This window comes from Antarctobacter sediminis (genome assembly GCF_019218285.1).
GTDB classification, from domain to species: domain Bacteria; phylum Pseudomonadota; class Alphaproteobacteria; order Rhodobacterales; family Rhodobacteraceae; genus Antarctobacter; species Antarctobacter sediminis.
Genome location: NZ_JAHUZG010000001.1, coordinates 262,129 through 276,778, shown reverse-complemented (window position 1 = coordinate 276,778; position 14,650 = coordinate 262,129). Strand labels below are relative to the sequence as shown.

Sequence of the window (14,650 nt, the reverse complement as noted above, 5' to 3'; positions counted from 1 at the left end):
TAACTTGCGGAAATGAAAAAAGCATTTCTCTTACTCTCTCTATTGCCCAGCCTTGCCACAGCACAGGATACGGGCCTTGACCTGCGTGTGTTCGACATCGACGTGACCCATCAGCCGCCCCCTTGGGCTGCGGGCATCTCTGATCCTGAACAGCTGCAATCCCTGACCAAAACACAGATCGTCGATGCCGCCGTGGGCGACGGCAGTGACCTTGTTGGCTATCGGATCGTGCCCGAAGGCGACAGTTTCGCCGATCCCTCGCAACGGTTCACAATTCTGGGGCAAAGCAAGCGGGCGGGAACGCCACAGGGATATGTCAACGGCGAGATCAACAAATACGCCGAGGCCTGCGCCGATGCGGCGCAACAGGAACTGATCCAAACTGCCACGCGCGCGATGGCGCTGCTGTTCTGCACCCGTCTGAACGACGCTCCGGGAAAGGGCGAGATCGTCGTGATCGACATGAACAAACTGGCGGGGTCAGACACGCTTGTGATGCAGTTCTACCACGTCTGGGGTCCCTCGTTTGACATATCCGATCAGGCCAGTTGGCCCGCCTCCGCAGAACAGGTGCAGGCGGCCATTCGTAGTCTGACAGAGCTTGCCCTGTCCCCTGCCGGGACCGTTCAAGACTGACGGCACCAAGCGTCATCGGCAATTCCGCGCCGGTGTCGCTGGCCGTTTCGGCGGCCTTTGGCGGATGTTCCGGGCCGCCTCTTTCGCCCGATGCTGCGCCGCAGTATGCGCGTCAATCGCATCAACCCCGGTGAAAGCAATGGCACAGGAAACCGCAACACCACAGGCCGTCATCTCGGCCGCAACCACCACATCGAAGGGCAGTCTGGACGGGCTGATCCTGCTGGGCACCTTTGGCACGGGCGAGACGCCGCGCGCGCTGGTCCGCACCTCGCGCGGCAAGGTCGTGACCCTGAAACCCGGAGACAAGATTGGCCGCGATCCCATCGTGGCCATCGAAGATGGCCGGTTGGCACTGGTCCAAAAGGGTGAAACCCGCTGGCTGACACAGCCTGTGGCCAACTGATCCCTGCAAAGCGGCTCCCGGCGCGGGCTTGACCCGCCGGGCAATCCGCAGCACATCACGCCCATGAACCTGCTAGATCTCGACAGCCGCTGGCGCCGCTTCAACGATCCCGACCGGGCCTGCCCCTGCTGTGGGCGGCGCTTTTCCGGTGTGTTTGACATCGGTTTTGACGCGCCCGACGACTGGCTGCACGGCGACCGCCTTGGCGAGGACGACCTTGAGGTTGGCGCCGATCGGCTTGGTCCGGAATTCTGCCGCATCGGCGGGCGCTATTTTCTGCGCGGCGTGCTGACCCTGAAGCTGCGCGGGGCCGATGAGCATTTCTCCTTTGGCCCTTGGGCCGAGGTGCCTGAAACCACCTTCCGGGCTTATCTGGCCACGATTGACGCCCCGGATCAGCCTTTTGGCCCCGCCGAGGGCATTCTTGCCAATACCCTGCCCGGTTTCAAAGAGGACATCGGCGCCGCAGTGACCCTGACCCTGCCCGACCCGGCGCAGCGTCCGCAGATGCGGGCCGAGGACGGCCCCCTTGCCCAAGCACAGGTCGACGGGATCACCTTCGACGACCTGCTGGATCTCTATGACGCCTTCGGGGATGACGTCCGCCCGCATCTTGTCGCAGACTGACCCCGCTTGACCGCGCGCCAAAACCCCGGCAAATCAGCCGCCATGACCAAGCTTGCCCTCATCACCGGAGCCTCGCGCGGCCTGGGCTTTGCCCTCGCCGAGGCGCTTGCGCCCGAGTATCACATCATCGCCGTGGCCCGCACCGTCGGCGGGCTCGAAGAGCTGGACGATCGCATTCAGGCCAAGGGCGGCAGCGCGACGCTGGCACCGATGGATGTGACCGACCGCGATGCCATGGCGCATCTTTGCCGTTCGATCCATGATCGCTGGACCCCGGAAATGCCGGAAGGGCAGCCGACGCTGGCGCTTTGGGCGCATACGGCCATCCATGCCAGCGCCCTGACACCGGCTCCGCATATCGATCCCAAGGAATGGCGCAAATCGCTGACCACCAACGTGGAGGCGATGGGACACCTGATCCCCTTCGTCGCCCCGCTTTTGGGTGAGGCCGGTCAGGCGTTGTTCTTTGACGATGCCAAGGGTGGCGAAAAGTTCTATGGCCTCTACGGCACCGGCAAGGCGGCGCAGATCGCCGTGGCTCGCAGCTGGGCCGCCGAAAGCGAACGCACCGGGCCGCGCGTCCACATCCTTGAACCGGCGCCGATGGCGACGGCCGTGCGCGCAAGGTTCCACCCTGGCGAAGACCCCAAGACGCTGGCCACGCCCGAGTCCGAGGCCAAGCGCCTGCTGGCCGCGCTGGCCTGAGGGGCGCACCGGAAAATAAAGCGACACCGCGCTGCAACTGACCTGCCCCGGCAGGACGTGGCGCGGCGCCCCGCCGCTTGCCCCACAGGTTCCCTTTGACTAGAGAAGGACAAACCACTACGGGCACAGTTCTTCATGCGCATTCTCATCACCAATGACGACGGCATCAACGCGCCGGGTCTGAAAATCCTTTCCGCCATCGCAACCGAACTGGCAGGCCCCGAAGGCGAGGTCTGGACCGTCGCCCCGGCTTTTGAACAGTCCGGTGTTGCGCATTGCATCTCGTACAGCCACCCGACGATGATCGCCCAATTGGGGGACCGCACCTTTGCCGCCGAAGGCAGCCCGGCGGATTGCGTTCTGGCCGGTCTGCACGACGTGTTGAAGGACAATGCGCCGGATCTTGTCCTGTCCGGCGTCAACCGTGGCAACAACTCGGCGGAAAACGCGCTCTATTCCGGGACGCTGGGTGGCGCGATGGAGGCCGCGCTGCAAGGCCTGCCCGCCATTGCCCTGTCGCAATACTATGGCCCCGCCAACGCGCAGGAAGCCAACCCGTTCGAGGCCTCTGCCACTCATGGGGCGGACACGATCCGCCGCATCCTTGCCGCCGATCCCGGCGACACGGGCGGCTACAAGCGGTTCTACAACGTGAACTTTCCGCCGGTTCCCGCCGCAGAGGTGAAAGGCACCGTAGCCGCACCTCAGGGCCTTCGCCGCAATACCCGTTTCACCGTCGAAGCAACTCATTCGCCTTCGGGCCGCCGGTTCCTGTGGGTCCGGGGCGGCGACCAGCGCGCCGCCACCGACGAAGGCAGCGACGCGGACATGAACCTCAAGGGCTGGATCACCGTCACCCCGATGGTGGCAGACCTGACCGATCATGCCGCGCTGGATACGCTGAAAGACGCCTTTTCATGACCTTCGACGCCGAAGCCAAGATGCAGTTCGTCTTTGCGCTCCGGTCAAAGGGCGTGACGGATAAATCCGTGCTCAACGCCATGGAAACGATAGATCGCGGCCGGTTCATCCAAGGCTATTTCACTGACCGCGCCTACGAAGACATGCCGCTGCCGATCGCCTGCGGCCAGACCATTTCGCAACCGTCGGTGGTGGGTCTGATGACGCAGGCGCTCAGGATCGGCCCGCGGGACAAGGTTCTGGAGGTGGGCACCGGCTCGGGCTATCAGGCGGCGATTCTGTCGCAACTGGCGCGCCGGGTCTATACCGTGGACCGCCATCGTCGGCTGGTCACCGCCGCACGCGCCGTCTTTGACGAGATGGAACTGAACAATATCACCGCCTTTACCGCCGATGGGTCTTTTGGTCTGCCCGATCAAGCCCCCTTTGATCGTATTATCGTGACCGCAGCCGCCGAAGACCCGCCCGGGCCCCTATTGGCGCAATTGAAGATTGGCGGTATCATGGTCGTGCCGGTGGGCCAATCCGATGCCGTGCAAAGCCTCATCCGCGTGACGCGGACGGACAGTGGATACGACTATGATGAAATGCGTCCGGTGCGTTTCGTCCCATTGGTCGAGGGGCTCGGCAAGGACTGACCGGCCGGCGCGGTGCTGGACAGGCACCGCCAACCTGTGACGCCCCGGAGACAAGGGGTGCATGTGAGGATATCGAGATGACACTTGCCTCCCGCCCCATGACGGCTCTTGCCCTTGTTGCCTTTCTGTCGGCCTGTTCCGACGGTGTAGATTTCGACCTGCGCGGAGGGATCGGCGGCAAGGTCGACACCACCGATGCCGCGCTCAAGGCGACGGCGGACCGACCGGAACCCGATGATCGCGGGATCATCTCTTACCCCAGCTACCAGGTGGCCGTGGCCCGCAGGGGCGACACATTGGCCGATGTGGCGGCGCGGATCGGCCTGCCCGCCGACGAGTTGAGCCGCTATAACGGCATCCGGCCCAGCGATGCGCTGCGTCAGGGTGAAATCGTGGCGCTGCCCCGCCGCGTGTCCGAACCCTCGCCGCTGACTGGTGCCGCGACCACCGGCCCGATCCGCCCCCCCTCCGGTGTCGATGTGACCACGCTGGCCTCGAACGCCATTGACGGTGCGCCGGACACCTCGCGCCGCGGGGCCAAGCCGCAGACCGGCGTCGAACCCGTCCGGCACAAGGTAGCGCGCGGCGAAACCGCCTTTACCATTGCACGGCTGTACAACGTTTCGCCGCGGGCACTGTCCGAATGGAATGCGCTTGATCGCGATTTCTCGATCCGGGAAGGACAGTTCCTGCTGATCCCCGCCGCCAAACCGGGCGAACCGCGCAGCGCCGATCCGGTGACCACGCCGCCGGGGTCCGGTTCCCCGACGCCTGTGCCGCCCTCTGCGGCGGCACCGCTGCCCAGCGAAACGCCCGAGCCGCGCAGCACCGATCCGGCGCCCAAGCCCGAGGAACCGGTGGCCGACATCGGTCAGAGCAAGGCTAAGGCAAAAGGCAGCATGACGATGCCGGTGTCCGGGTCGATCATCCGCGAATACAGCCCCGGCACGAACCCCGGCATCGACATCAGCGCCTCGCCCGGCACGCCCGTCGTGGCCGCCGACAGCGGCTCTGTCATCAGCGTGTCGAAAAAGACCAACGGCTCCAGCTTCATCATCGTGCGCCACGCCAATAATGTGAACACGGTCTATCTGAACGTGGCCGACATCGGCGTGAACGTGGGCGACAGCGTTTCTCGCGGTCAGCAGATCGCGCGCGTGGCTCCGGGCGAAGTCGGCTTTCTGCACTTCGAAGTGCGGCAGGGCCTCGATAGCGCGGATCCCATGTCTTACCTGCGCTGAACGAGTTTTCAGAAACGAAAAAACGCCCTGCCGATCCGGCAGGGCGTTTTGCTTTGTCGTCTATCGGGACCTTCAGCCGAGCGGTACGCCTTTGCGCCCGGCCAGATCGGTAAAGAACTGCCATGCCACACGGCCCGACCGTGCCCCGCGCGTGGCTTGCCATTCCACGGCCTCGGCCCGCAATTCCTCTTCGGCAACCTGAACGCCATAGGCATCGCAATAGCCCCGGATCATCGCCAGGTATTCATCCTGCGAACAGGGGTGGAATCCCAACCACAGGCCAAACCGGTCGGACAGCGAAACCTTCTCCTCCACCGCCTCGGAGGGGTTGATCGCGCTCGACCGTTCGTTTTCGATCATGTCGCGCGGCATCAGGTGACGCCGGTTGGACGTCGCGTAAAAGATCACGTTGTCCGGGCGGCCCTCGATGCCGCCGTCTAGCACGGCCTTGAGGCTTTTGTAGTGCTCGTCGTCGTGGCTGAACGACAGGTCATCGCAAAACAGGACGAAACGCGCCGGCGCGGCCCGCAGGACGTTCAGCAACCGCCCAACCGATCCCAGATCCTCGCGCTGTAATTCCACCAGCTTCAGGTCATGGCCTTCGGCGCAAACCGAGGCATGCACCGCCTTGACCACGCTGGATTTTCCCATGCCCCGCGCGCCCCAGAGCAGCGCGTTGTTCGCGGGCAGGCCACGCGCAAACTGGCGCGTATTTTCCAGCAGCGTATCGCGCGACCGGTCGATTCCCACCAGCAGATCCAGCGCCACCCGGTTGACCTTGGGCACCGGTTGCAACCGGTCGGGATCGACGTGCCAGACAAAGGCCTCGGCCCCGTCAAAGGACGGGGCCGGTTGCGGCGCCGGAGACATGCGCTCCAGCGCCGAGGCAATCCGGATCAGCGCGGCGTTGCGCTGCATCACGCCTGGCTTCATCGTTTCTCGCCTTCGTTCAGGTCGTCCTCGTCGAACTCGTCCATCAGGGGATCGTTCTCGGTGTCGGGCTCTTCCTCGAACCACAGCCCCTGCTCACGCAGTTCTGCTTCGCGCTTTTTCTCGACGCGGCGGACAAGGAAAATCGACACTTCGTACAGGCCATAGACCACCGTGAACAGGATCACCTGCGTCACCACGTCCGGCGGCGTGATGACCGCGGCCAGAACAAGGATACCGACGGCGGCGTATTTGCGAACGTTTGCCAGACCTTCGCCTGACACCAGCCCCGCCTTGCCCATCAGGGTCAGCAGCACAGGCAATTGAAAACACAAGCCAAACGCGATGATGAAAACCAGCGTGATCTGAAGGCTTTCGTTGACCTTACCAAGGAAGGTGATGGTCAGCCCCTTCTCGGTCTCGGGGACCGCGACGGCGGCGGTATCACCCGTCCCTTGCATGAGGTTCGCAAAGATCGAGCTGACATCGGCAAAGCCCAGCAGGAAGGTCATCGCCAGCGGCGTCACCACGAATTGGGCAAAGCTGGCGCCCAGCATGAACATGATCGGCGAGGCGATCATGAACGGCAAAAACGCCTTCTTCTCGGATTTGTACAAACCCGGCGCCACGAAACGCCACATCTGGTGTGCGATCACCGGGAAGGCCAGACCAAAGCCAAAGACCATCGAAATCCGGAAGAGCACAAACAGATATTCCTGCGGCGAGGTATACTGCAAGGTCGGCGACGGGTCTCCCAGCGTGCGCAGGGTCTGTTCGATCGGTCCCAACAGCAGTTTCAGCACATGTTCCGCGATGAAATCCCCTTGAATGGGGATGAAGAACACGCAGATGGCCGCGATAAAGGCCAGAACCGAGCGGATGAGCCGCGTGCGCAGCTCGGCCAGGTGTTCGATCAGCGGGGCAGAGCTGTCCTCGATCTCGTCATGGGCATTGTTCATGCCTTGGTGTCCCCTTCTGCGGGCGCCCCGCCTTCGTCGGCCTTCAGCGAGGCTTCAAGTTCCTCGGCCCGCCGCACGGCATCCTCGGCCTCGCGCTGCTTGCGCTCGGCGGCCTTGCGGGCGGCGTTGGCCTCGATCTTTTTGCGGGCGTCGTCGCGTTCCTTGGCCAGCTTTCCGGTCTCGCTGTCCGGATCAAAGCTGGTCATGGATTTCGCCGCGTCCTTGACGCCGTCCATGGCGCTGCCGACCGGATTGGTGGCCGTCTTGAGGGACTTGGCCACGTCGCGCACGCCGGATTCATCCGCGGCCTCGTTCATTGCGCGGCTGAATTCGCGCGCCATACCGCGCGCCTTACCCATGAAACGGCCCACGTTGCGAAAGAGCACCGGCAGGTCCTTGGGCCCCACGATGATCAGCGCAACGATGCCGATGACCAGCAGTTCGCCGAAGCCAAGATCGAACATGGCAGGTTACGCCTTGTCCTTGTCTTCTGCTGCGGGGGTGACGTCCTTGGCCTCGTCGGCCTTCTGGTCTTCCAGCTCTTGCTGGCCGTCGCTCACACCCTTTTTGAAGGCGGTGATGCCTTTGCCCACTTCGCCCATCAGCGACGAGATCTTGCCGCGGCCAAACAGCACCAGCACGACAACGGCGATCAGCAGAAGGCCGGGAAGGCCGATGTTTCCGATACCCATGATATCTCTCCTCAGGTCGGCGGTCTGCCCCCTGTCGGGGCCCGCACTTTGAATGCCACTTGGGCTATCTAATAACTCTGGAGACGCCGGAAAAGCGCCAAAGCGCCGCGAAGGGGCACTCGTTTTGTCATGTGCTTGTCAGTTGTCAGGATTTTGTCAGTATGTCCGGCAAAAAGGTGCCGGACATGAACCGCAAAGACCGACTCTACGCGCTGACCCAGCGCCTGCGCGACGGCAAGTTGCACACCGCCGAGGCCATGGCGCAGGACCTTGGGGTGTCGGTGCGCACGATCTATCGCGACATGGAGGTGCTGGCCGCCTCTGGTGTGCCGGTCGAAGGCGCGCGAGGGTATGGCTATACCGTCCAGGCGGCGATCACCCTGCCGCCGCTGAACCTGACCGAGGCGGAACTGGAATCGCTGCACTTGGCGCTGGCCGCGCTTGGGGCCTCGGAACTGCAAGAACAGGCAGAAGCGGCACGCAGCCTTGCCGCCAAGATCGAGGCCGTGCTGCCCGAAGATTCCGGCCCCGCGCCCGCCCCCTTTGGCTTTGCCACCGACAGTTTCGCCGAAGCTGCGCGTGGCTTTGTCCATATGCCGGTGATCCGCGCCGCCATCCGGGCGCGGCAAAGGCTACGGATCGAAACCGCAGGCGAACGGCACGACCTTCGTCCCTTGCATCTGGATTATTTCGGACGGGTCTGGACCTGCGTCGGCTGGGACGAAACCGCCGGGCAGTTCCTCAGCCTGCGGGTCGATCGGATCGACGGGTTGACGCCCCTGCCCGGCTTGTTCGTGGATGAACCCGGCAAGACACTCGCCGACTGGCGGCGTCAGCCCCCTGAATAGCCGGACCCGGAGAGCTGCTGACACCCCACCGCGCAGTCGAGACAAAACGACCCCGGTGCGGGAGGGGGCACCGGGGTCTTCGGGGCTGACGCGGCTGGAGAGGGACGTGGGGATAGGCCGCGCAGGGACCAGCCCGAAATCAGTATTTGTAGGTGGTGCTCCCGCCATAGCCGCCGCCGTAGCCGCCGGTATGACCAGTGTATCCGCCCGTATATCCACCGCTGTAACCGGATGCCGGGGCCTTGTAGCCACCCCCATAGGTCGGTGCCGCCGGGGCCTTGTAGCCGCCATCGTAACCGCCGTTGTAAGTGGTCTTGACGTCCTGATAGCCGCCTACGATGCAGGTCCAGGGGGCGCTTTGATCACCACCGATCTTAATGATCTCACGCGAAAGGGTGGTGAATTTCTTGTTGGTCGTGGTCGCGTAGTTCTGAACGCATTCCATCTGACCCACATAGGCGGTGTTCCAATCGGCATAACCGTAGGCGTCATGCGCCGCCGCGGTCCATGTCTGGATGGTCACGATCTTGGCCTGCTGCTGGCTGTGGCCATACCCGAGGGCGGTGATCTTGTCGCCCTGTTCCGCAGCGGCGGCGGTGGCGGTCAGCGCAAGGGCGGTCAGGGCAATCTTTGCAATGGTTTTCATAGGTCTGTTCCTTTGAAGAAATATTCTGGTCAACGCGATTTATCTGCACCGGATCGGGGGGCGTGCCGCCCCTTGGCCCGAACCTTGAAACTATGACGCAAGATAGGCAGCAATCCTTGGTTCGCGCAGGTGTGGAAATCCTCCGTCCACCGTCAAACCCATGGGAATGCGAGATAAAAACATGCACGCGCTGCCAAGACCACATGAAAACGCCCCGCTTCCGATCAGGAAACGGGGCGCAGATCGCCTTGGCTGACAGAAGGATCAGGCCGACGCTTGATAGATCTTGTCGATGTTCGCACCCAGGGCCGCGTTGAACTCGGCGTCGGACATCTGTTTGGTCAGGCCCTCGGCCAGCGCACGGCTGAACGAGGCGATCATCTTGGGCTGACGGGACAGACGCTCGCAGGCCTCATCGGTGGAATAGCCGCCCGACAGCGCGACAACACGGATCACGCGCGGATGGTCCGCCAGATCGTCATAAAGACCGTCCTCGGTCGGGATGGTCAGCTTGAGCATCACGTTCTGATCGTCGGCCAGCTGATCCAGATGGGCAAGGATCTCGGTCTTGAGGATGGCTTCGGCCTCTGCCTTGGTGGCCGAGTTGATGTCCACCTCGGGTTCGAGGATCGGCACAAGCCCCGCCGCGACCACGGTTTTGCCCAGTTCGAACTGCTGCGCCACGACCGCCTTGATGCCGGTTTCGTTGGCTTCGTGGATCACCGAACGTTCCTTGGTGCCGAAGATGCCGAATTCAGCCGCTTCCTTCAGCATTTCCTCGACGCCCGGGATCGGTTTGAGCAATTGGACGCCATCCGCCTTGTCCATCAGCCCCTTGTCGATCTTGAGGAACGGCACGATGCCGCGGTCTTCCCACAGGGCTTGGGCGGTGGGTTTGCCATCCACAACGCCACGCATGGTGCGTTCAAAGAGAATCGCTCCGATCACCTTGGCATTGGTAAACTCCGGCGCGGTGATGATGCGCGACCGCATTTCGTGAATTTCACCGAACATGGCGTCTTCGCCATCGTACATGTCCTCGGTGACACCGTAGAGACGCAGCGCCTTGGGCGTCGAGCCCCCGGACTGGTCCAATGCGGCGATGAAGCCCGCACCGGTGCGCATCTGCTCGGCTTGTTTGGCAAAAGTGGCGGCGTCCTGTCCCATGGAACCCTCGTATTCTGAGATGAAAGGCATTTGCCGCTTCGATACCGCAGGGCGCAGGCCCGGTATAGTGGGCGCGAAAGTGGTTAGCGCTAACTGTGACGCCGAGACGGTTTTCCGCCGACCAGATGCCCTAGCGCCGGTCAACCCGCAGCCAAATCCCGTCGCGCGACCGCACGGTCAGATGTGCCTCCGGCACGGGCACCCTGCCCGCCACAGGTGCCACGCGCAGATCCCGCAGGATCAGCGACAACAGCAGCACACCTTCGACCATGGCGAACCCGGCCCCGGTACAGACACGTGGCCCGGCCGAAAACGGAATGAACGCCTCGCGCGCGCAGGCCTTGCCGTTTTCGGTTTGCCAGCGTCCGGGATCAAAACCGTCCGGATTGTCCCACAAGGATTCGTGGCGTTGCAGGTGCCAGGGGCTCAGCACCATCTGCGACCCCGTCGGTATGTCCCGGTCGCGGAATCGTTCGGGACAGGTGGTCTGGCGCACCATCATGGGCACCGGAGGATACAGGCGCAGCGCCTCGCGAAAGACATCGCGGCTGATGCGCAGCTTTGCGACATCCGCGAAATCGCAGGTCGTCAATGCCTGCGCCTCCGCTGCCAGCCGATCCTGCCAATCGGGGTGCGTTGCCAGCAGGTACAAGGCCCAGCCAAGCGCCGAGGCGCTGGTTTCATGGCCCGCAAGGAAAAAGATTGCCACCTGGTCGACCATTTCATCCACGGAAAAGGTCTCGCCGGTTTCGGGGTCGCGGGTGGTCATGATCTTGGTGGCCAGATCATCGGGCGCCGTGCCCTTGGAAATGGCCACAAGGCGATCTTCGGTCAGGCGGGCAATCAGCCGACGGATGCGTCGGGCCGCTGTCTTGGTGTCGCGGCGAAAGAACCGTGGCACCCAACGCGGAACAGGCACAAAGGCTGCAAGATTCAGGATCGGCTGCGTTCTCTGATACGCTCGAAACTCGTGAAAGACTTTCTGCGCAATGTCATCTTCGATGGGGATCGAAAACAAGGTGCGAAAAATCACATCCGCGGCGGCGTGACTGGCGATTTCCTCGATCTCGACCTGCTGACCGGCCCGCGCCGACAATCGGGCCAAAGCCGCCTGCGCCGCCTCCCACATGGCAGGATAGGTCTCGCGCAAGCGCCCTCCCTCAAAGGCCGGATCGATGATGCGGCGCTGGCGTTGCCACTGTGTGCCATTGGTCAGAAAAACCGAATTGCCCAGCAAGGGGCGCAGTCCCTCGCCAATCCTGTCGGATTTTGGGAACGCCATCGGACGATCCTTGAGCACGGTTTTGACCAGATCTGGCTGGTTCAGCAGGTAGGAGCGGAAAAAGGGTGTGCGAAATTCGGCCATTTTGGCCCGGTACAGCCGCGCCGGTTGCGCCGACAGAATATCCTGCCGGAACAATTTGACATAGCGCCACAGCGAAACCCGATCCGGCCGCGCCGCCGGTTTTGGCGGGATCATGCGGCGATGCTCGTGAACTTGGACACGGGGATGTCGATGCGGCTGGCCGAAGGCGGCCGACCGGCATAGCGCGCCGCCAGCGACAGCGGCCCGGCGGTGATCTGGAAATAATCATAGTCCAGCGGCCGGTCGAACGCGCAAAGATACTGGAAATGCAGGCGAAAGAACTTCCACCGCAGTTCCTTCCACCGTTCCGGGCTAAGCGAGCGTGTGAACTGTGCCGAAAAGACCAGCGGCCAGCGCTTGTCCTCTGGCGCGACGCCGGACACGCTGACCGGATCGCACAGCGCAAAAGCACAGCCATCCCCCGGCGCGGTCACATCAACCCAGGTCAGATCCTCTTGGGCACTGAGATAGCGCAGATCCGCCCGCAAGCGGTGCGCATCGCGCAGAAAAGACACCATCGGCACGACTTGACCAAGGCTGAGAAACGCCAGCCGGGGACCGTTCGCAGGCACTCGCCCGTCCCGCACCAGATCCGCGAGGATCGAAACCGACAGATGCGCGCCGGAGGAATGCCCGACAACCAAAACCTCGTCCACTTCGTCACAAAGGGCCTCGGCGATGATGTCGCCAAATTCCGCCATGCGCTGTTCCAGTTCGGGCGGATTGGCGCCACGGTACCGCGCCGAATAGGCGTAGTCGTGCATCAGGTAATAGGCAAAAAGCTTGCCGTCCTTCTTTTTGAACCAACGCAGCAGGCCAATGGCCAGAGCCGCCCCCGCGACCAGACCAAGCCCCGTCGCCGCAAGCCCAAGCCACGGCGACAAGAGCGAAATCAACGCATAGCCCGCCCAACCTGCAAACACCGCAATCACCAGTTGCAGCAACAGCATTCCAATGGGGTAAAGCGCGGCGATCACCGGCCCCTTGCGCAGCCGCATCAACCGGAACAAGGCCCCGGTCGCGATGTATTCCCAAGCCGTGCGCACAAGTTGCCCGTAGGTTGCCGGGATCGAATTCGACATGCTGTCCCGCACGATGTCCGACCAGACCAGCACCTCGACATCCGCCGAAACGGTTTGCCCGCCAGTGTCGCTTTCGACGTGCCAACCATACAGGCCGCCCTTGCGCTTGGGCTTCAGCCCGATCTGATATCCCGAAATCCCGGCCTGCGCGGCCCCCTCCTTGCGGTACAATTCGCGATAGCGCCGAGGGTGAATCGGATCATAACCGGGAATGTAAAAGACCCGGCGTTTGTGGACGTCCTGTGATGTATCGGTTTGGCCAATACCCATTGCGCGACCTCATTGTTGCGCCAATGGTAACGCGGCTTTTCGGCAAGAGTAAGGCGGCGCGTCAGCCCAGGGTGGCCAGCGCCGGGAAGGTTTCCAAAAGCCAGAAGGACAGCGAGGAAAACCCGCCCGTCAGCATCAGCAGGCCAATGGTCCACAGCAACAGGCCCATGGCCCGTTCGATCTGTTCCATATGCCGTTTGATCCAGCCCATCACGCCGCCAAGACGCGGCAGGAAAGCAGCGACCAACAAAAAGGGCACACCCAATCCCAGCGCATAGACCGCCAACAGCACCGTGCCCCGCGCCACCGACGCCTCGGATGCCGCAAGGCTGAGGATCGCGCCCAATTGCGGGCCAATGCAGGGCGTCCAGCCAAAGGCGAAGGCAAGCCCGAGGATATAGGCCCCAAAGGCCGATCCGCCCCTGTCGCCTGCATCCAGCCGCGCCTCGCGATCCAGAAAACCGATCCGGTACACCCCAACGAAATGCGCGCCAAAGATCATCACGACAACGCCCGCGGCGGTATTGAACCACCCCTGGTATTGCAGGAAGGTCGCCCCCACCGCCGAGGCGGCAAAGCCCATCAGCAAGAAAACCGTCGACAGGCCCAGCACAAAGAACAGGGCCGGCAGCAAGGCCCGGTTCGCCCCGCCGCTGTCGCGGTCGCCAAGGTCGGACAGGGACACCCCGCTCATGTAGGCCAGATAGGGCGGCACCACCGGCAGCACGCAGGGGCTGAGGAAGGAAATGACACCGGCCAGAAGCGCCACGAACATGGCAGGCAGGAGCGACGCGTCTATGATCTCGATTCCAAACATGAAACCGACATAGGCGAAAGCGCGTGCCGCGTCACGCCGCCTGACTGTCACATCCTCGTGGCCTCGGCGGCATCTTTCCTTCGGGCGGTCAACGGGCTAGATGCGGATGCATGACCCATGACCTCGATGCGCTCGGGCTGCTTTGCCCGCTTCCGGTTCTGAAGGCCCGCAAACGCCTGCGCGACCTTGCGCCGGGCGATCTGTTGATCCTGCACACCGACGATCCCGCCGCCGTGGTGGACGTACCGCATTTCTGCGCCGAGGCCGGCCATGTGCTCGAAAACCATGTCGAAAGCGGCAAGGCAATCACCTGGACGATCCGCAAAGGTTGATGCCCCAGACCCGCCCCGGTGGCCCGGGGGGACCGGGGCACATAATTGGCACGCGGCAGCAGAGATCACGGCAGGACGGTTGAAAGCATCAGGCTGCCCAGCCTGTCGATGGCATCGTGATGCGCGCAAAGGTTCACCGGGAAATGCGCCCCCTGCCAATGATCCTGACGGGACAGGCGCTGCAATAGGGTCGCGGCAAAGCGCTCGCCTTTACCGGCACCGCCCCTCCCTGTTTCAAAAGGACCAAGGTCAAAGCGTTGACATGCAGCCCGACGGGATCCCTTGTCCACGTCGCTGTCCGCGCCCCCTTTTGCGAACCGCGAAAACGCGACCGGGGTGGCTCGGTTTGCGACACCAACCTGAAAGA

Annotated in this window: 19 protein-coding genes; 9 read left to right on the top strand and 10 right to left on the bottom strand. The window is 63.1% G+C overall.

The window, feature by feature from the left end; genetic code table 11:
• Nucleotides 1-12: 12 nt before the first annotated feature.
• From KJP30_RS01395 to KJP30_RS01365, 7 genes are all read left to right on the top strand, one after another.
• Nucleotides 13-636, top strand: coding sequence for a hypothetical protein (locus KJP30_RS01395; RefSeq protein WP_218447176.1), 624 nt, complete (start codon nt 13-15; stop codon nt 634-636).
• Between the two features lie 139 nt (nt 637-775).
• Nucleotides 776-1,042 carry a pilus assembly protein PilP gene (locus tag KJP30_RS01390; RefSeq protein ID WP_218447175.1) on the top strand — a complete coding sequence of 89 codons (267 nt, stop codon included), beginning with the start codon at nt 776-778 and terminating at the stop codon, nt 1,040-1,042.
• Between the two features lie 63 nt (nt 1,043-1,105).
• Nucleotides 1,106-1,669, top strand: coding sequence for a DUF2199 domain-containing protein (locus KJP30_RS01385; protein WP_218447174.1), 564 nt, complete (start codon nt 1,106-1,108; stop codon nt 1,667-1,669).
• 42 nt (nt 1,670-1,711) lie between these two features.
• Nucleotides 1,712-2,374 carry an SDR family NAD(P)-dependent oxidoreductase gene (locus KJP30_RS01380; protein WP_218447173.1) on the top strand — a complete coding sequence of 221 codons (663 nt, stop codon included), beginning with the start codon at nt 1,712-1,714 and terminating at the stop codon, nt 2,372-2,374.
• Nucleotides 2,375-2,509: 135 nt separating this feature from the next.
• On the top strand, nt 2,510-3,295 hold the full coding sequence (gene surE, locus KJP30_RS01375) for a 5'/3'-nucleotidase SurE (protein WP_218447172.1): 786 nt from the start codon (nt 2,510-2,512) through the stop codon (nt 3,293-3,295).
• Entirely contained in the window at nt 3,292-3,933 is a 642-nt protein-coding gene (locus KJP30_RS01370) for a protein-L-isoaspartate(D-aspartate) O-methyltransferase (protein WP_218447171.1), read from the top strand. Before surE ends, KJP30_RS01370 begins: the two co-directional genes overlap by 4 nt.
• Before the next feature lie 77 nt (nt 3,934-4,010).
• Entirely contained in the window at nt 4,011-5,174 is a 1,164-nt protein-coding gene (locus tag KJP30_RS01365) for a peptidoglycan DD-metalloendopeptidase family protein (RefSeq protein ID WP_218447170.1), read from the top strand.
• 72 nt (nt 5,175-5,246) lie between these two features.
• Here KJP30_RS01365 and KJP30_RS01360 read toward each other — a convergent pair whose 3' ends face one another.
• The 4 genes from KJP30_RS01360 to tatA are packed head-to-tail and all read right to left on the bottom strand — an operon-like array spanning nt 5,247 to nt 7,755.
• Entirely contained in the window at nt 5,247-6,092 is an 846-nt protein-coding gene (locus KJP30_RS01360; RefSeq protein WP_218447169.1) for an ATP-binding protein, read from the bottom strand.
• An 11-nt stretch (nt 6,093-6,103) separates the two neighbouring features.
• The gene (gene tatC / locus KJP30_RS01355) at nt 6,104-7,063 is read right to left on the bottom strand and encodes a twin-arginine translocase subunit TatC (protein WP_218447168.1); all 960 of its coding nucleotides are present in this window, start codon (nt 7,061-7,063) and stop codon (nt 6,104-6,106) included.
• Nucleotides 7,060-7,527, bottom strand: coding sequence for a Sec-independent protein translocase protein TatB (gene tatB / locus KJP30_RS01350; RefSeq protein ID WP_218447167.1), 468 nt, complete (start codon nt 7,525-7,527; stop codon nt 7,060-7,062). Before tatB ends, tatC begins: the two co-directional genes overlap by 4 nt.
• A gap of 6 nt (nt 7,528-7,533) precedes the next feature.
• Nucleotides 7,534-7,755: a twin-arginine translocase TatA/TatE family subunit gene (gene tatA, locus KJP30_RS01345; RefSeq protein WP_218447166.1), complete on the bottom strand. Its 222-nt coding sequence runs from the start codon at nt 7,753-7,755 to the stop codon at nt 7,534-7,536.
• Between the two features lie 185 nt (nt 7,756-7,940).
• On the opposite strand from tatA, the gene KJP30_RS01340 reads away from it, so the two are divergent.
• Complete coding sequence (locus tag KJP30_RS01340; RefSeq protein WP_218447165.1) at nt 7,941-8,603, top strand: helix-turn-helix transcriptional regulator; 663 nt, start codon at nt 7,941-7,943, stop codon at nt 8,601-8,603.
• 139 nt (nt 8,604-8,742) lie between these two features.
• Here the strand turns inward: KJP30_RS01340 and KJP30_RS01335 are convergent, their stop codons facing one another.
• The 5 genes from KJP30_RS01335 to KJP30_RS01315 form a co-directional block, all read right to left on the bottom strand.
• On the bottom strand, nt 8,743-9,249 hold the full coding sequence (locus KJP30_RS01335) for an adenine nucleotide alpha hydrolase family protein (protein ID WP_218447164.1): 507 nt from the start codon (nt 9,247-9,249) through the stop codon (nt 8,743-8,745).
• 264 nt (nt 9,250-9,513) lie between these two features.
• Nucleotides 9,514-10,416, bottom strand: coding sequence for a fructose bisphosphate aldolase (locus KJP30_RS01330; RefSeq protein ID WP_218447163.1), 903 nt, complete (start codon nt 10,414-10,416; stop codon nt 9,514-9,516).
• A gap of 130 nt (nt 10,417-10,546) precedes the next feature.
• Nucleotides 10,547-11,896, bottom strand: coding sequence for a cytochrome P450 (locus KJP30_RS01325; protein ID WP_218447162.1), 1,350 nt, complete (start codon nt 11,894-11,896; stop codon nt 10,547-10,549).
• Complete coding sequence (locus KJP30_RS01320) at nt 11,893-13,134, bottom strand: hypothetical protein (protein WP_218447161.1); 1,242 nt, start codon at nt 13,132-13,134, stop codon at nt 11,893-11,895. The genes KJP30_RS01325 and KJP30_RS01320 overlap by 4 nt, the downstream gene beginning before the upstream one ends.
• Nucleotides 13,135-13,195: 61 nt before the next feature.
• Complete coding sequence (locus KJP30_RS01315) at nt 13,196-13,951, bottom strand: cytochrome c biogenesis CcdA family protein (protein ID WP_218448399.1); 756 nt, start codon at nt 13,949-13,951, stop codon at nt 13,196-13,198.
• 110 nt (nt 13,952-14,061) lie between these two features.
• Between KJP30_RS01315 and KJP30_RS01310 the strand changes: the two genes are divergently transcribed.
• On the top strand, nt 14,062-14,283 hold the full coding sequence (locus KJP30_RS01310) for a sulfurtransferase TusA family protein (RefSeq protein ID WP_218447160.1): 222 nt from the start codon (nt 14,062-14,064) through the stop codon (nt 14,281-14,283).
• 65 nt (nt 14,284-14,348) lie between these two features.
• On the opposite strand, the gene KJP30_RS01305 is transcribed toward KJP30_RS01310, so the two are convergent.
• Nucleotides 14,349-14,573: a hypothetical protein gene (locus tag KJP30_RS01305; protein WP_218447159.1), complete on the bottom strand. Its 225-nt coding sequence runs from the start codon at nt 14,571-14,573 to the stop codon at nt 14,349-14,351.
• Nucleotides 14,574-14,650 lie beyond the last annotated feature (77 nt).